Source organism: Methyloversatilis sp., assembly GCF_051861465.1.
Classification (GTDB): domain Bacteria; phylum Pseudomonadota; class Gammaproteobacteria; order Burkholderiales; family Rhodocyclaceae; genus Methyloversatilis.
On the sequence record NZ_JBHYCQ010000021.1, the window covers coordinates 1 to 15,659 of the forward strand.

The window sequence follows — 15,659 nt, forward strand, 5'->3', positions numbered from 1 at the left end:
ACGGTGGGCGCGGGCGTGGTTGCCAAGATCATCGCTTAAGCAGGTTGATGTGCCCCGGGCTGCGCGAGCAGGCCGGGTTTGTTTTGCAGGGGCATAGCTCAATTGGCAGAGCGTCGGTCTCCAAAACCGAAGGTTGGGGGTTCGATTCCCTCTGCCCCTGCCATCCCGGTAATCAGGACGGGTAACTTTGTGGGGCGCCTGAGCGTTCCCGGACATTCATGACCGACCAGCTGAAGCTCGCGCTGGCCATTGCACTGCTGATAGCAGGGCTGGCCGGCTTCTATGTTTTCTCCGACCAGATCATGGCGGTGCGTGTGCTGTCCGTTGTCGGTGGCATCGCGGCAGGTATCGCCGTCGCCTGGTACACGGCACAGGGTCGTCGCTTCTTCGAATTCGCCAACGAGTCGGTGGCGGAGGCGAAGAAGGTTGCGTGGCCGAGCCGCAAGGAAACAGTGCAAACGACAGCGATCGTGTTTGGCTTCGTGTTCGTCATGGCCGTTTTTCTGTGGCTGACTGACAAGAGCTTCGAGTGGGTGTTGTACGACCTCATCCTGGGCTGGAAAAAATCATGAGCAAGCGTTGGTACGTCGTACATGCTTATTCCGGTTTCGAGAAATCGGTGCAGCGCGCGCTCGTCGAGCGTATTACCCGGGCGAGCATGCAGGACAAGTTCGGCCAGATCCTCGTTCCGGTGGAAGAGGTGGTCGAGATGCGTGGCGGCCAGAAAGCCGTGTCGGAGCGAAAATTTTTCCCGGGCTACGTTCTGGTCGAAATGGACATGGACGAGGATAGCTGGCACCTCGTGAAGAGCACGCCGAAGGTCACGGGTTTCGTTGGCGGCAGTGCCAACAAGCCGACACCGATTTCCGAGAAGGAAGTCGAGAAGATCATGCAGCAGATGCAGGAAGGGGTTGAAAAGCCCCGTCCGAAGGTGCTGTTTGAAGTCGGTGAATTGGTTCGGGTCAAGGATGGCCCCTTCACCGATTTCAACGGATCGGTCGAGAGCGTCAATTACGACAAGAGCCGCCTGCATGTTTCGGTGACCATTTTCGGCCGTGCGACGCCGGTGGAGCTCGAATTTGCGCAGGTCGAGAAGGTCTGATCCCAAGAGTCTGGATCGGGGATCGGATCCGGTAATTGAGGCAGCGCCGGAAGGCGTTGTCCGGGTGCGCGGCAAGGCCTGAGAGCCGTGCGGCGCAATTGTTTCCGGTGTTTGCACCGGTCGAGGAGTGGCAGACGGTCCGATGACCGCGCGTCACGCTATCACTCACATCAGGAGTCATCATGGCGAAGAAAATCGTCGGCTATGTAAAGCTGCAAGTGCCGGCCGGGAAGGCGAATCCGTCGCCCCCGATCGGACCCGCGCTGGGTCAGCGCGGTTTGAACATCATGGAATTCTGCAAGGCATTCAATGCGCAGACCCAAGGCATGGAACCGGGTCTGCCGATTCCAGTGGTCATCACCGCCTATGCGGACAAGTCATTCACTTTCGTGATGAAGTCGCCCCCCGCGACCATTCTCATCAAGAAGGCTGCCGGCATCACCAAGGGTTCGCCCAAGCCGCACACCGACAAGGTGGGCAAGGTGACCCGCGCGCAGCTTGAAGAGATCGTCAAGGTGAAGAACAAGGATCTGACGGCGGGTGATCTTGACGCAGCGGTGCGCACGATCGCCGGTTCGGCCCGCAGCATGGGCATCACGGTGGAGGGGCTGTAATCATGGCGAAACTGTCCAAACGTGTTCAGGCGCTGCGCGCCAAGGTCGATCGCAACCGCAGCTACCCGTTGGCCGATGCGCTCGCGCTGGTCAAGGAAACCGCGAACGCCAAGTTCGATGAATCGGTCGATCTGGCCGTGAATCTGGGCATCGACGCAAAGAAGTCGGACCAGTTGGTCCGTGGTTCGGTCGTGCTGCCGGCAGGTACCGGCAAGTCGGTACGCGTCGCCGTGTTCGCCCAGGGTGCGAAGGCTGACGAAGCCCGTGCCGCCGGTGCGGACGTCGTCGGCTTCGACGATCTGGCCGCTCAGGTCAAGGAAGGCAATCTGAATTTCGACGTCGCGATCGCGACTCCGGACGCGATGCGCGTTGTCGGCGCGCTGGGCCAGATCCTCGGCCCGCGTGGCCTGATGCCGAATCCGAAGGTCGGTACCGTGACCATGGATGTCGCCACTGCGGTCAAGAACGCGAAGGCCGGTCAGGTGCAGTACCGCACCGACAAGGGTGGCATCGTGCAATGTACCGTTGGCCGCGCGTCCTTCACGCCGGAACAACTCACCACCAACATCAAGGCACTGATCGAAGCACTGAACAAGGCGCGTCCGGCTGCGGCCAAGGGCGTGTATCTGCGCAAGGTGTCGGTCACTTCGACGATGGGTGTCGGCATCCGCGTCGATCAGGCGTCGGTGCAGTAAGCATTTGTGCCCGGCTCGCCGGGCGCACAAACGAACTTTGGGCTGCCACCGCCCGTATGGGGTGGCAGGTTGTCAAAGACCGCAGGTGCCCGACCGGGCGTAATGGAGCGAATGCTCCGCCTGCGCAGATGGCGTTACCCGACACAGGATGGATGGTGTCCTTACGGACAGTTTCTTCTCCTGATACGGTCGCCGCAGGTGGTTCGTCAGGTGGGCAGCGATGCGTGCCTGACGACCGTAATCATGGGAGTAGACCTTTGGGACTCAATCTCGATCAGAAGAAGGAAGTCGTCGCCGGTGTGGCCGCTGAAGTTGCGGGCGCGCAGGTGATCGTGATCGCCGAGAACCGCGGTCTGGAAGTGGGCGATGTCACGCGTTTGCGTGCCCAGGCCCGAGCACAGGGTGTCTACCTGCGCGTTCTGAAGAACACGCTGGCACGTCGCGCTGTCGAGGGGACCCCTTTCGAGGGGCTGGCGAAGGACATGACCGGACCGCTGCTGTATGGCATGTCCGCCGATCCGGTATCGGCGGCAAAGGTCCTGCAGGAATTCGTCAAGGGCAACGACAAGCTGGTCATCAAGGGCGGCGCACTGGCCAACCACGTCATGGACGCCGCAGGCGTCAAGGCGCTGGCCACGATGCCGAGCCGCGATGAACTGCTGGCAACACTTCTGGGCACGATGCAGGCGCCGATCGCAAAGTTTGTGCAAACCCTCAACGAGGTGCCGGGCAAGTTCGTCCGTACCCTCGCAGCGGTGCGCGACGAACGCGAAAAGCAATCCGCCTGAGTTCAGGCTTCACGAAAGACTACATCACCATCCCGCGCCGCTGGAATTCATCCCGGCGCTTGAATCAGGAGTTTTTAAATGTCGATTAGCAAAGAGCAGGTCCTGGAAGCTGTTGCCGCAATGTCGGTTCTCGAACTGTCGCAACTGATCAAGGACATGGAAGAGAAGTTCGGCGTGTCCGCCGCCGCCTCGGTTGCCGTTGCTGCCGCTCCGGCCGCTGCTGCCGCTCCGGCCGCTGAAGAGCAGACCGAATTCACCGTCATGCTGCTGGCCGCTGGCGAGAAGAAGGTTGAAGTCATCAAGGTCGTTCGCGCCGTTACCGGCCTGGGCCTGAAGGAAGCCAAGGACCTCGTGGATGGCGCACCGAAGCCGGTGAAGGAAGCCATCTCGAAGGCTGACGCAGAAGCCCTGAAGAAGCAGCTGGACGACGCAGGCGCCAAGGTCGAAATCAAGTAATTCCGACCTGATCGGCGGGAGTGCGTGCCTTCGGGCCGTACTCCCGTCGCCGTTTGGGGATACCAGGAAAGCACGTGCGCGAACGTGTTTTCCTTGTCTTCCGAAGCGATCACGGAAGACCGTTTCCGGTCGAACGAAAGTCCCGCCTCGGGTGCTCATGCCCGCGCTTTCGTTGTCAGCCCAGGGGTTGGTAGAGGCCAACCGCCGGTGACGTTGTCCTGATTGCATTCCGTGGTGAAACGCGGACGGCGCGCCGGGTGGCGCACGCTCCGTTTTCCCCGGCCATCGCACTCTACGCCCGGAGATTTCATGGCCTATACCTACACCGAGAAGAAGCGCATCCGCAAAAGCTTTGCCAAGCGCGATGCGGTACTCGACGTGCCGTTCCTGCTGGCGACCCAGCTGGAGTCCTACACCCAGTTCCTGCAGGCCGAGATTCCTGCCGAATCCCGTCGCAACCAGGGCTTGCAGGCTGCTTTCACGTCGATCTTCCCGATCAGTTCGCATTCCGGCAATGCGCGCCTCGAGTTCGTGCATTTCATGCTCGGCGAACCCGCATTCGACGTCAAGGAATGCCATCAACGCGGCCTGACTTTCGCGAGCCCGCTGCGCGCGCGCGTGCGCCTGGTCATCATGGACCGCGAAGCGCCGAAGGAAACCATCAAGGAAGTGAAGGAACAGGAAGTGTACATGGGCGAAATTCCGCTCATGACGACCACCGGCTCCTTCGTCATCAACGGCACCGAGCGTGTCATCGTCAGCCAGCTGCATCGTTCGCCGGGCGTGTTCTTCGAGCATGATCGCGGCAAGACCCACAGCTCGGGCAAGCTGCTGTTCTCGGCCCGTATCATTCCCTACCGCGGCTCCTGGCTCGACTTCGAATTCGATCCGAAGGACTATCTCTACTTCCGCGTCGACCGTCGTCGCAAGATGCCGGTGACGATCCTGTTGAAGGCGATCGGCATGACGCCGACGCAGATCCTGTCGACCTTCTTTGAATTCGACGCCTTCGATCTGGCCGCCAAGGGTGGCATCCAGATGAAGCTGGTGCCGGAGCGCCTTCGCGGGGAAGTCGCAAAATTCGACATCATCGACGGTTCGGGCAAGGTCGTCGTGGCGAAAGACAAGCGCATCACCGCCAAGCACATCCGCGAACTGGCCGAGTCGGGCACCGAAGCCATCGTGGTGCCGGAAGATTTTCTCGTCGGGCGCGTGTTCTCGAGCGCCGTGATCGATCCGGAAACCGGCGAAGTGCTGGCGAACGTGAATGACGAAATCACCGAAGAGCTGCTGGCCAAGCTGAGCGTGGCAGGCGTCGGCGAGATCTCGACGCTGTACGTGAATGACCTGGACCGCGGCCCGTACATTTCGCAGACGTTGCGCACCGACGAAACCGCTGATCAGTGGCAGGCGCGCGTCGCCATCTACCGCATGATGCGGCCGGGTGAGCCGCCGACGGAAGATGCCGTGGAAACGCTGTTCCACGGTCTGTTCTATTCGGAAGAGCGCTACGACCTGTCGGCCGTCGGCCGCATGAAGTTCAACCGCCGTGTCGGTCGCGATGCAATCGAAGGTGCTGCCACGCTGTCGAACGAAGACATCGTTGACGTCATCCGCATTCTGGTCGATCTGCGCAACGGCAAGGGCGAAATCGACGACATCGACCACCTCGGCAATCGTCGCGTGCGTTCGGTCGGCGAACTGGCGGAGAACCAGTTCCGCGCCGGTCTGGTGCGCGTCGAGCGCGCCGTGAAGGAACGTCTGTCGCAAGCCGAGTCGGACAACCTGATGCCGCACGATCTGATCAACGCCAAGCCGATCAGCGCAGCGATCAAGGAGTTCTTCGGTTCCAGCCAGCTGTCGCAGTTCATGGACCAGACCAACCCCTTGTCGGAAATCACGCACAAGCGTCGCGTGTCCGCACTGGGCCCGGGCGGTCTGACGCGCGAACGTGCCGGCTTCGAGGTGCGCGACGTGCACCCGACCCACTATGGCCGTGTGTGCCCGATCGAAACGCCTGAAGGCCCGAACATCGGTCTGATCAATTCGCTCGCGCTGTACGCCCGCACCAACAAGTACGGCTTCCTCGAAACGCCGTATCGCCGTGTCGATGGCAGCCATGTCACCGAACAGATCGATTTCCTGTCGGCGATCGAAGAAGGCAAGTACGTGATCGCGCAGGCGAACGCGTCGCTGGACAAGAAGGGCGGCCTTTCGGACGAACTGGTGTCCTGCCGTCACAAGGGCGAGTTCATGCTATCGACGCCGGATCAGGTCCAGTACATGGACATCGCACCGGGTCAGATCGTGTCGGTCGCCGCCTCGCTGATTCCGTTCCTCGAGCACGACGACGCGAACCGCGCGTTGATGGGTGCCAACATGCAGCGTCAGGCCGTCCCTTGCCTTCGTCCGGAAAAGGCCTTCGTCGGTACCGGTATCGAACGCACTGTTGCGGTCGACTCGGGCACCGCGGTGCAGGCATTGCGCGGTGGTGTGGTCGACTACGTTGATGCGAATCGCATCGTGGTGCGCGTCAATGACGACGAAACGGTGCCGGGCGAAGTCGGCGTCGATATCTACAATCTGGTGAAGTACACGCGTTCGAACCAGAACACGAACATCAACCAGCGTCCGGTGGTCAAGAGCGGCGACATCATCGCCAAGGGCGATGTCGTCGCCGACGGTGCTTCGACCGACCTCGGCGAACTGGCGCTCGGCCAGAACATGCTGGTCGCCTTCATGCCGTGGAACGGCTACAACTTCGAAGATTCGATCCTGATTTCGGAACGCGTCGTCGCCGAAGATCGCTTCACGTCGATCCACATCGAGGAACTGACGGTCGTCGCACGCGATACCAAGCTGGGCCCGGAAGAAATCACGCGCGACATCGCGTCGCTCGGCGAAGCACAGCTCGGCCGTCTCGACGAATCGGGCATCGTGTATATCGGCGCTGAAGTCGAAGCCGGCGATGTGCTGGTCGGCAAGGTGACGCCGAAGGGCGAAACCCAGCTGACGCCGGAAGAAAAGCTGCTGCGCGCGATCTTCGGTGAAAAGGCTTCGGACGTGAAGGACACCTCGTTGCGTGTGCCCTCGGGCATGAACGGCACGGTGATCGACGTGCAGGTGTTCACCCGCGAAGGCATCGAGCGTGACAAGCGTGCGCAATCCATCGTCGATGACATGCTGCGCAGCTACCGTCAGGATCTGGGCGACCAGATGCGCATCGTTGAACGCGACACCTTTGCCCGTATCGAGCGACTGCTCGCCGGTCGTGTCGCCAATGGCGGCCCGAAGCGTCTGGCCAAGGGCACGACGATCACCCGCGAGTACCTCGACGGCGTGGAACCGCACAACTGGTTCGACATCCGCATGGCGGACGAAGAGATCGCGGCACAACTCGAGAGCCTGCGCGAGTCGCTGGAAAAGACCCGTACCGACTTCGACGTCGCGTTCGAACTGAAGAAGAAGAAGCTGACGCAGGGCGACGAGCTGCCGCCTGGCGTGCAGAAGATGGTCAAGGTCTACCTGGCCGTGAAGCGCCGCCTACAGCCGGGCGACAAGATGGCCGGCCGTCACGGCAACAAGGGTGTGGTGTCGAAGATCACGCCGATCGAAGACATGCCGCACATGGAAGACGGCACGCCGGTCGACATCGTGCTCAATCCGCTCGGCGTGCCGTCGCGGATGAACATCGGCCAGATTCTCGAAACCCACCTCGGCATGGCTGCGCGCGGCCTTGGCAAGAAGATCGATGGCATGCTGCGTCGTCAGGCGAATCTCGCCGAGCTGCGCAGTTTCATGGACGAGATCTACAACAGCAGTGGCAAGCCGGAAGAAATTGCCTCGCTGACCGACGATGAAATTCTTGAGCTGGCGAGCAATCTGAAGCACGGCGTGCCGTTCGCAACGCCAGTGTTCGACGGCGCGCATGAGTCCGAAATCCGTCGCATGCTGGAACTGGCCGACATGCCGTCCGGGGGCCAGATGACGCTGTACGACGGCCGCACCGGCGAAGCGTTCGAGCGTCAGGTGACGGTCGGCTACATGCATGTGCTGAAGCTGCATCACCTGGTCGACGACAAGATGCACGCCCGGTCGACCGGCCCGTACTCCCTGGTCACCCAGCAGCCGCTGGGCGGCAAGGCGCAGTTCGGTGGTCAACGCTTCGGTGAAATGGAAGTGTGGGCACTGGAAGCGTACGGCGCGTCCTACACGCTGCAGGAAATGCTCACCGTCAAGTCCGACGACGTCACGGGTCGTACGAAGGTGTACGAAAACATCGTCAAGGGCGAGCACAAGATCGATGCCGGCATGCCGGAGTCGTTCAACGTGCTGGTGAAGGAAATCCGGTCGCTGGCCATCGACATTGATTTGGAGCGGTTCTAGGACAGGGCGCGAAAGCCAACCCCGCCTAGCCCCTAGCCACTAGCCCCAAAGGAGTTGCCATGAAAGCATTGCTGGATCTGTTCAAGCAGGTCACCCAGGAAGAAGAGTTCGACGCGATCACCATCGGTCTCGCGTCGCCGGACAAGATCCGTTCCTGGTCCTACGGCGAAGTCAAGAAGCCGGAAACCATCAACTACCGCACCTTCAAGCCGGAGCGCGATGGTCTGTTCTGCGCCAAGATCTTCGGCCCGGTGAAGGACTACGAGTGCCTGTGCGGCAAGTACAAGCGCCTGAAGCACCGCGGTGTCATCTGCGAAAAGTGCGGCGTCGAAGTCACGCTGTCGAAGGTGCGTCGCGAGCGCATGGGCCACATCGAGCTGGCCAGCCCGACCGCGCACATCTGGTTCCTGAAGTCGCTGCCGTCACGTCTGGGCATGGTGCTCGACATGACGCTGCGCGACATCGAACGGGTGCTGTACTTCGAAGGCTTCGTCGTTGTCGATCCGGGCATGACACCGCTGGCCCGCGGCCAGTTGCTGTCGGAAGACGATTACCTGGCCAAGGTCGAAGAGTACGGCGACGACTTCACCGCGTTCATGGGTGCAGAAGGCGTGCGCGGCATGCTGCGTTCGCTCGACCTGAACCGTGAAGTGGAAAAGCTGCGCGGCGAACTGGAAGCGACCAGTTCCGAAGCGAAGATGAAGAAGATTTCGAAGCGGCTCAAGATCCTTGAAGGCTTCCAGCATTCGGGCATCAAGCCGGAATGGATGATTCTGGAAGTGCTGCCGGTTCTGCCGCCGGACCTGCGTCCGCTGGTGCCGCTGGACGGTGGCCGCTTCGCGACGTCCGACCTGAATGACCTCTACCGCCGCGTCATCAACCGCAACAACCGCCTGAAGCGCCTGCTCGAACTGAAGGCGCCGGAAATCATCGTGCGCAACGAAAAGCGCATGCTGCAGGAAGCGGTCGATTCGCTGCTCGACAACGGCCGTCGCGGCAAGGCAATGACTGGCGCCAACAAGCGCCCGTTGAAGTCGCTGGCCGACATGATCAAGGGCAAGGGCGGTCGTTTCCGTCAGAACCTGCTGGGCAAGCGTGTCGACTACTCGGGGCGTTCGGTCATCGTGGTGGGCCCTCAGCTCAAGCTGCATCAGTGCGGCCTGCCGAAGAAGATGGCGCTCGAACTGTTCAAGCCCTTCATCTTCAACAAGCTCGAACTGAATGGCATGGCGACCACGATCAAGGCTGCCAAGAAGCTGGTCGAGCAGGAAGTGCCGGAAGTGTGGGACATCCTCGAAGAGGTGATCCGCGAACATCCGGTCATGCTGAACCGAGCGCCGACACTGCACCGCCTCGGCATCCAGGCTTTCGAGCCGATGCTGATCGAAGGCAAGGCCATCCAGCTGCACCCGCTGGTCTGCGTGGCATTCAACGCCGACTTCGACGGTGACCAGATGGCCGTGCACGTGCCGCTGTCGCTGGAAGCGCAGATGGAAGCGCGCACGCTGATGCTGGCGTCGAACAACGTGTTGTCGCCGGCCAATGGCGAGCCGATTATCGTGCCGTCGCAGGACATCGTGCTCGGCCTGTACTACGCCACCCGTTCGAAGATCAACGGCAAGGGCGAAGGCATGATGTTCGCCAACGTGAATGAAATGCGTCGCGCCTACGACAACGGCTTTGTCGAGCTGCACTCCAAGATTTCGGTGCGTATCCGCGAAGTCGAAGTGATCGACGACGAAAAGCGCGACAAGGTGACGCGCTACGAAACGACGGTCGGCCGCGCCATGCTGTCGGAAATCCTGCCGCCGGGCCTGCCGTTTACGGTGCTCGACAAGGCGCTGAAGAAGAAGGAAATCTCGCGTCTGGTCAACAACAGCTTCCGTCGCTGCGGTCTGCGCGAAACGGTGATCTTCGCCGACAAGCTGATGCAGGCGGGTTTCGCACTCGCGACCCGCGCCGGCATTTCGATCGCGGTGAAGGACATGCTGGTGCCGGATGCCAAGCACACCCTGATCAGCGCGGCCGAAGCCGAGGTGAAGGAAATCGCCCAGCAATACACGTCCGGTCTGGTGACCGACGGCGAGCGTTACAACAAGGTGGTGGATATCTGGGGTCGCGCTGGTGACCAGGTCGCCAAGGCGATGATGGACCAACTCGGCCAGGAGGACACCGTCGACCGCGACGGCAACACGGTCAAGCAGGAGTCGTTCAACTCCATCTACATGATGGCCGACTCCGGAGCGCGCGGTTCCGCAGCGCAGATCCGTCAGCTTGCCGGCATGCGCGGTCTGATGGCCAAGCCGGACGGCTCGATCATCGAAACGCCCATCACGACCAACTTCCGCGAAGGTCTGAACGTTCTGCAGTACTTCATTTCGACGCACGGCGCCCGCAAGGGTCTGGCCGACACCGCACTGAAGACGGCGAACTCCGGTTATCTGACGCGCCGCCTGGTCGACGTGACACAGGATCTGGTGGTGACCGAGGACGATTGCGGCACCAGCGAAGGCTTCGTGATGAAGGCGCTGGTCGAGGGCGGTGAAGTCATCGAGCCGCTGCGTGACCGCATCCTCGGCCGCACGACCGCTGCCGATGTGGTGAATCCGGAAACGCAGGCCACGGTGATCTACGCCGGTGAGCTGCTGGACGAAGACAAGTGCGACCTCATCGACTCGCTCGGTGTGGATGAGGTGAAGGTTCGTACTCCGCTGACCTGCGAAACTCGATACGGCCTGTGCGCCAAGTGCTATGGCCGTGACCTGGGTCGCGGCCAGTTGGTCAACAGCGGCGAAGCAGTCGGTGTGATCGCAGCGCAGTCGATCGGCGAGCCGGGTACTCAGCTCACGATGCGTACCTTCCACGTCGGTGGTGCGGCGTCGCGAGCGGCCGCGGCAAGCGGGGTCGAGGCGAAGAGCTCGGGCGTGATCCGCTTCACGCTGAACATGCGTTATGTCACCAGCGCGAAGAACGAGAAGATCGTGATCGCACGCAGCGCGGAAGTCATCATCACCGATGACCACGGCCGCGAACGCGAACGTCACAAGGTTCCGTACGGCGCCACGCTGCAGGTCGACGAAGGCCAGGCCATCAAGGCCGGTACCGCGCTGGCCAGCTGGGATCCGCACACGCGTCCGATCATTACCGAGTACTCGGGTGTGGTCCGCTTCGAGCACGTCGAAGAGGGCGTTACAGTTGCCAAGCAGGTGGACGACGTGACCGGCCTGACCACTTTGGTCGTGATCGATCCGAAGCGTCGCAGCACGACGACCAAGGGTTTGCGCCCGCAGGTCAAGCTGCTCACTGAGTCGGGCGAAGAAGTGAAGGTTGCCGGCACTGAAACGCCCGTGTCCATCACCTTCCAGGTGGGGTGCATCATCACGGTGAAGGACGGCCAGACGGTCAGCGTGGGTGACGTGCTCGCACGCATCCCGCAGGAGTCGGCAAAGACGCGCGACATCACCGGTGGTCTGCCGCGTGTGGCCGAACTGTTCGAAGCCCGTTCGCCGAAGGACGCCGGTCTGCTGGCCGAGGTGACCGGTACGGTGTCGTTCGGCAAGGACACCAAGGGCAAGCAGCGCCTCGTGATCACCGAGCCCGATGGGACGGTGAACGAGTTCCTGATCCCGAAGGACAAGCACGTCACGGTGCACGACGGTCAGGTGGTGAACAAGGGCGAAGTGATCGTTGACGGCGCCGTCGAGCCGCACGACATCCTGCGTCTGAAGGGCGTCGAGGAACTGGCGCGCTACATCATCGACGAGGTGCAGGACGTGTATCGCCTGCAGGGTGTGAAGATCAACGACAAGCACATCGAGGTCATCGTCCGCCAGATGCTTCGTCGCGTTGTCATCGTCGACTCCGGCGATTCGAAGTTCATTCGCGAGGAACAGGTGGAACGTTCCGAAGTGCTTGACGAGAACGATCGCCTGGTCTCCGAAGGCAAGCGTCCGTGCGAGTACCAGTACATGCTGCTCGGCATCACGAAGGCCTCGTTGTCGACCGACTCGTTCATCTCCGCGGCGTCCTTCCAGGAAACGACGCGCGTGCTGACCGAGGCGGCGATCATGGGCAAGCGTGATGAGTTGCGTGGCCTGAAGGAAAACGTGATCGTCGGACGTCTGATTCCAGCCGGTACCGGTCTTGCATACCACCGTACTCGTCGCGGCCAGATGCGCGGCGACGATGCGGCGGCGGCCGACCGAGTGCTTTTCGGCGACGATCCGATTCCGGTTGAAGCGGAAACCGGCGAAGCGCAGTAACCAACGCAGTATCCCGTGGGAGGGTCAATCACCAGCGGCAAAGGGCTGCCGATGGTTGACCCGTCCTGTTAAGTATGCCTATAATCCGGCCTCTTTGTGGGTCCGCCAACCGTAGCGGGCCCGGGGCGAACGAGTCACGGAGGCGGGCCGACCGTAAATGGCGTCGCCTTCGGTCTTTTGGAATCTCGAAAAATGCCAACCATTAATCAGCTTGTTCGCAAGCCGCGCACGTCGCCGGTAAGCAAATCAAAAGTGCCGGCCCTTGAGGCTTGCCCGCAGAAGCGCGGCGTTTGCACGCGTGTGTACACCACGACTCCGAAGAAGCCGAATTCGGCGCTGCGCAAGGTCGCCAAAGTACGTTTGACCAACGGTTTCGAGGTGATCTCGTACATCGGTGGTGAAGGTCACAATCTCCAGGAACACTCGGTCGTGTTGATCCGCGGCGGTCGCGTTAAAGACCTCCCGGGTGTGCGCTACCACATCGTCCGCGGTTCGCTTGACCTGCAGGGCGTGAAGGATCGCAAGCAGTCGCGCTCCAAGTACGGCGCGAAGCGTCCGAAGAAGGCCTGACCGGTTTCTGTCAGCGCGTGCCCAGTGCAGTGTAATAGCAAGAAGTTAAGGGTTTAAACATGCCACGTCGTCGTGAAGTACCCAAGCGGGACATACTGCCGGATCCGAAATTCGGCAGCGTAGAGCTCTCCAAGTTCGTCAATGTGTTGATGTCGGCCGGCAAGAAGTCGGTTGCTGAGCGCATTGTTTATGGTGCGTTCGAGCAGATCAAGACGAAGAGCGGCAAGGATCCGCTTGAGGTTTTCGCTCAGGCCATCAGTAATGTGAAGCCGGTTGTCGAAGTGAAGAGTCGTCGCGTCGGCGGGGCTAACTATCAAGTGCCGGTTGAAGTGCGTCCGTCGCGTCGCATGGCGCTTTCGATGCGCTGGCTGCGTGAAGCCGCGCGCAAGCGCTCGGAAAAATCGATGGGTCTGCGCCTTGCAGCTGAATTGCTCGAGGCATCGGAAGGTCGAGGCGCTGCGATGAAGAAGCGTGACGAGGTGCATCGGATGGCGGACGCCAACAAGGCTTTCTCGCACTTCCGTTTCTGATTCATCCCGCTTAATCGAACGGCCGCCACTTGTGGCGGCCTCTTGTTTCAAAGGACAGTATCGTGGCACGCAAGACACCGATCGAGCGCTACCGGAACATCGGCATTTCCGCTCACATCGACGCCGGCAAGACGACGACCACCGAGCGCATTTTGTACTACACCGGCGTGAACCATAAGCTGGGTGAAGTGCACGACGGTGCAGCCACGACCGACTGGATGGAACAGGAGCAGGAGCGCGGCATCACCATCACGTCTGCTGCTGTGACGACCTTCTGGAAGGGCATGGCGGGTGACTACCCCGAGCATCGCATCAACATCATCGATACTCCCGGGCACGTGGACTTCACGATTGAAGTCGAACGGTCGATGCGCGTTCTCGATGGCGCGTGCATGGTTTATTGCGCCGTGGGTGGTGTGCAGCCGCAGTCGGAGACCGTCTGGCGCCAAGCCAACAAGTACGGCGTACCGCGTCTGGCCTTTGTCAACAAGATGGACCGCACGGGTGCAAATTTCTTCAAGGTCTACGACCAATTGAAGGCTCGCTTGCACGCCAATCCGGTGCCGATCGTTGTGCCTATCGGTGCTGAAGAGGGTTTCAAGGGCGTTGTCGACCTGATCAAGATGAAGGCGATCCTTTGGGATGAGGCATCCCAGGGCATCAAGTTCTCTTACGAAGAGATCCCTGCTGAACTCGCTGATGTGTGCAGCGAATGGCGCGAGAAGATGGTCGAGGCGGCAGCGGAATCCAGTGAAGAGCTGATGAACCGCTACCTTGAAAACGGCGATCTCGACGAGAAGGACATCATTCTCGGATTGCGGACCCGTACCATCGCAGGTGAAATTCATCCGATGTTGTGCGGCACCGCATTCAAGAACAAGGGCGTACAGCGAATGCTGGACGCCGTGATCGATTTTCTCCCGTCGCCGGTTGATATTCCGCCGGTTCAGGGTCTGGATGACGACGACAAGCCGGTTGAACGTCGCGCAGCGGACGACGAAAAGTTCTCGGCGCTCGCTTTCAAGCTCATGTCGGACAAGTATGTCGGTCAGCTCACATTCATCCGCGTCTATTCGGGTGTATTGAAATCGGGTGACACGGTGTACAACCCGATCAAGGGCAAGAAGGACCGCATTGGTCGTCTGGTGCAAATGCATGCAAACGACCGTCAGGAAATCGAAGAAGTGCGCGCTGGCGACATCGCGGCTGCCATTGGCCTATCGTCGGTGACCACCGGTGAGACGCTGTGTGATCCGGACAATGCGGTGACGCTGGAGCGCATGGAGTTTCCGGAGCCGGTGATTCACGTTGCTGTCGAGCCGAAGACGAAGGGCGATCAGGAAAAGATGGGTCTGGCGCTGTCGCGTCTGGCGCAGGAAGATCCGTCGTTCCGCGTGCGTACCGACGAAGAATCGGGTCAGACCGTGATTTCGGGTATGGGTGAACTGCACCTGGAAATCATCGTCGATCGTATGAAGCGCGAATTCGGTGTTGAGGCCAATGTCGGTGCGCCGCAGGTTGCGTATCGGGAAGCTGTCCGGAAATCGGTTGAGCAGGAAGGCAAGTTCGTCAAGCAATCGGGCGGTCGCGGCCAATACGGGCACGTGTGGATCAAGCTTGAGCCGAATGAAGCCGGCAAGGGTTACGAATTCGTCGATGCGATCAAGGGCGGTACCGTCCCGCGAGAGTTCATCCCGGCAGTCGACAAGGGCTTGCGCGAAACGTTGCCGAACGGCGTGCTTGCAGGTTTCCCGGTCGTTGACGTCAAGGTGACGCTGTTCGACGGCTCTTACCACGACGTCGATTCGAACGAAAACGCGTTCAAGATGGCCGCGTCGATGGCGTTCAAGGACGCGATGCGCAAGGCGAGTCCGGTGTTGCTCGAGCCGATGATGGCGGTCGAGGTGGAGACGCCGGAAGACTACATGGGTAACGTTATGGGCGATCTGTCGGGTCGTCGCGGCATCGTTCAGGGCATGGAAGATCTGCCGGGTGGCATCAAGGCCATCAAGGCTGAAGTACCGCTTGCAGCGATGTTCGGTTATTCCACGACTTTGCGTTCGTTGAGCCAGGGGCGTGCAACCTACTCGATGGAATTCAAGCATTACGCCGAAGCGCCGAAGAACGTCGCCGAAGCGATCATCAACAAGAAGTGAGTTTTGGGATTTAGGGGCTAGACATGGCAAAGGGAAAGTTTGAACGTACCAAGCCGCACGTGAACGTGGGGACGATTGGGCACGTTGATCATGGCAAGAC

General features: G+C 60.8%; 11 protein-coding genes and 1 tRNA gene. All 12 read left to right on the forward strand.

The annotated features are described in order from the left end of the window. The first annotated feature begins 87 nt into the window (after positions 1 to 87). The 12 genes from ACTIFF_RS17650 (at position 88) to fusA (ending at position 15,559) form a co-directional block, all read left to right on the forward strand. Positions 88 to 163: transfer RNA gene (locus ACTIFF_RS17650), tRNA-Trp, on the forward strand. 55 nt (positions 164 to 218) lie between these two features. Then, positions 219 to 572, forward strand: coding sequence for a preprotein translocase subunit SecE (gene secE / locus ACTIFF_RS17655; RefSeq protein WP_069039289.1), 354 nt, complete (start codon positions 219 to 221; stop codon positions 570 to 572). Continuing rightward, entirely contained in the window at positions 569 to 1,102 is a 534-nt protein-coding gene (nusG, locus tag ACTIFF_RS17660; RefSeq protein ID WP_069039290.1) for a transcription termination/antitermination protein NusG, read from the forward strand. The genes secE and nusG overlap by 4 nt, the downstream gene beginning before the upstream one ends. A gap of 182 nt (positions 1,103 to 1,284) precedes the next feature. After that, positions 1,285 to 1,716, forward strand: coding sequence for a 50S ribosomal protein L11 (rplK, locus tag ACTIFF_RS17665; protein ID WP_069039291.1), 432 nt, complete (start codon positions 1,285 to 1,287; stop codon positions 1,714 to 1,716). 2 nt (positions 1,717 to 1,718) lie between these two features. Further along, on the forward strand, positions 1,719 to 2,411 hold the full coding sequence (gene rplA, locus ACTIFF_RS17670) for a 50S ribosomal protein L1 (protein ID WP_439538017.1): 693 nt from the start codon (positions 1,719 to 1,721) through the stop codon (positions 2,409 to 2,411). 257 nt (positions 2,412 to 2,668) lie between these two features. Next, positions 2,669 to 3,199 carry a 50S ribosomal protein L10 gene (gene rplJ / locus ACTIFF_RS17675; RefSeq protein WP_069039293.1) on the forward strand — a complete coding sequence of 177 codons (531 nt, stop codon included), beginning with the start codon at positions 2,669 to 2,671 and terminating at the stop codon, positions 3,197 to 3,199. Between the two features lie 78 nt (positions 3,200 to 3,277). Beyond that, positions 3,278 to 3,655 carry a 50S ribosomal protein L7/L12 gene (gene rplL / locus ACTIFF_RS17680; RefSeq protein ID WP_439538018.1) on the forward strand — a complete coding sequence of 126 codons (378 nt, stop codon included), beginning with the start codon at positions 3,278 to 3,280 and terminating at the stop codon, positions 3,653 to 3,655. A 309-nt stretch (positions 3,656 to 3,964) separates the two neighbouring features. Then, complete coding sequence (gene rpoB, locus ACTIFF_RS17685; RefSeq protein WP_439538019.1) at positions 3,965 to 8,041, forward strand: DNA-directed RNA polymerase subunit beta; 4,077 nt, start codon at positions 3,965 to 3,967, stop codon at positions 8,039 to 8,041. Between the two features lie 59 nt (positions 8,042 to 8,100). Further along, complete coding sequence (gene rpoC / locus ACTIFF_RS17690; RefSeq protein WP_439538020.1) at positions 8,101 to 12,303, forward strand: DNA-directed RNA polymerase subunit beta'; 4,203 nt, start codon at positions 8,101 to 8,103, stop codon at positions 12,301 to 12,303. A 192-nt stretch (positions 12,304 to 12,495) separates the two neighbouring features. Then, entirely contained in the window at positions 12,496 to 12,873 is a 378-nt protein-coding gene (gene rpsL, locus ACTIFF_RS17695; protein ID WP_008061703.1) for a 30S ribosomal protein S12, read from the forward strand. Positions 12,874 to 12,932: 59 nt separating this feature from the next. Further along, entirely contained in the window at positions 12,933 to 13,403 is a 471-nt protein-coding gene (rpsG, locus tag ACTIFF_RS17700; protein ID WP_069039297.1) for a 30S ribosomal protein S7, read from the forward strand. A gap of 62 nt (positions 13,404 to 13,465) precedes the next feature. Then, positions 13,466 to 15,559: an elongation factor G gene (gene fusA, locus ACTIFF_RS17705; protein WP_439538021.1), complete on the forward strand. Its 2,094-nt coding sequence runs from the start codon at positions 13,466 to 13,468 to the stop codon at positions 15,557 to 15,559. Positions 15,560 to 15,659: the final 100 nt, after the last annotated feature.

What these genes read in the sequence shown, in the direction of transcription:
- rpoC (WP_439538020.1), top strand. Translation starts at nt 8,101, where the DNA reads ATGAAAGCATTGCTGGATCTGTTCAAGCAGGTCACCCAGGAAGAAGAG.
- rplA (WP_439538017.1), top strand. Translation starts at nt 1,719, where the DNA reads ATGGCGAAACTGTCCAAACGTGTTCAGGCGCTGCGCGCCAAGGTCGAT.
- rpoB (WP_439538019.1), top strand. Translation starts at nt 3,965, where the DNA reads ATGGCCTATACCTACACCGAGAAGAAGCGCATCCGCAAAAGCTTTGCC.
- rpsL (WP_008061703.1), top strand. Translation starts at nt 12,496, where the DNA reads ATGCCAACCATTAATCAGCTTGTTCGCAAGCCGCGCACGTCGCCGGTA.
- secE (WP_069039289.1), top strand. Translation starts at nt 219, where the DNA reads ATGACCGACCAGCTGAAGCTCGCGCTGGCCATTGCACTGCTGATAGCA.
- rplL (WP_439538018.1), top strand. Translation starts at nt 3,278, where the DNA reads ATGTCGATTAGCAAAGAGCAGGTCCTGGAAGCTGTTGCCGCAATGTCG.
- nusG (WP_069039290.1), top strand. Translation starts at nt 569, where the DNA reads ATGAGCAAGCGTTGGTACGTCGTACATGCTTATTCCGGTTTCGAGAAA.
- rplK (WP_069039291.1), top strand. Translation starts at nt 1,285, where the DNA reads ATGGCGAAGAAAATCGTCGGCTATGTAAAGCTGCAAGTGCCGGCCGGG.
- rpsG (WP_069039297.1), top strand. Translation starts at nt 12,933, where the DNA reads ATGCCACGTCGTCGTGAAGTACCCAAGCGGGACATACTGCCGGATCCG.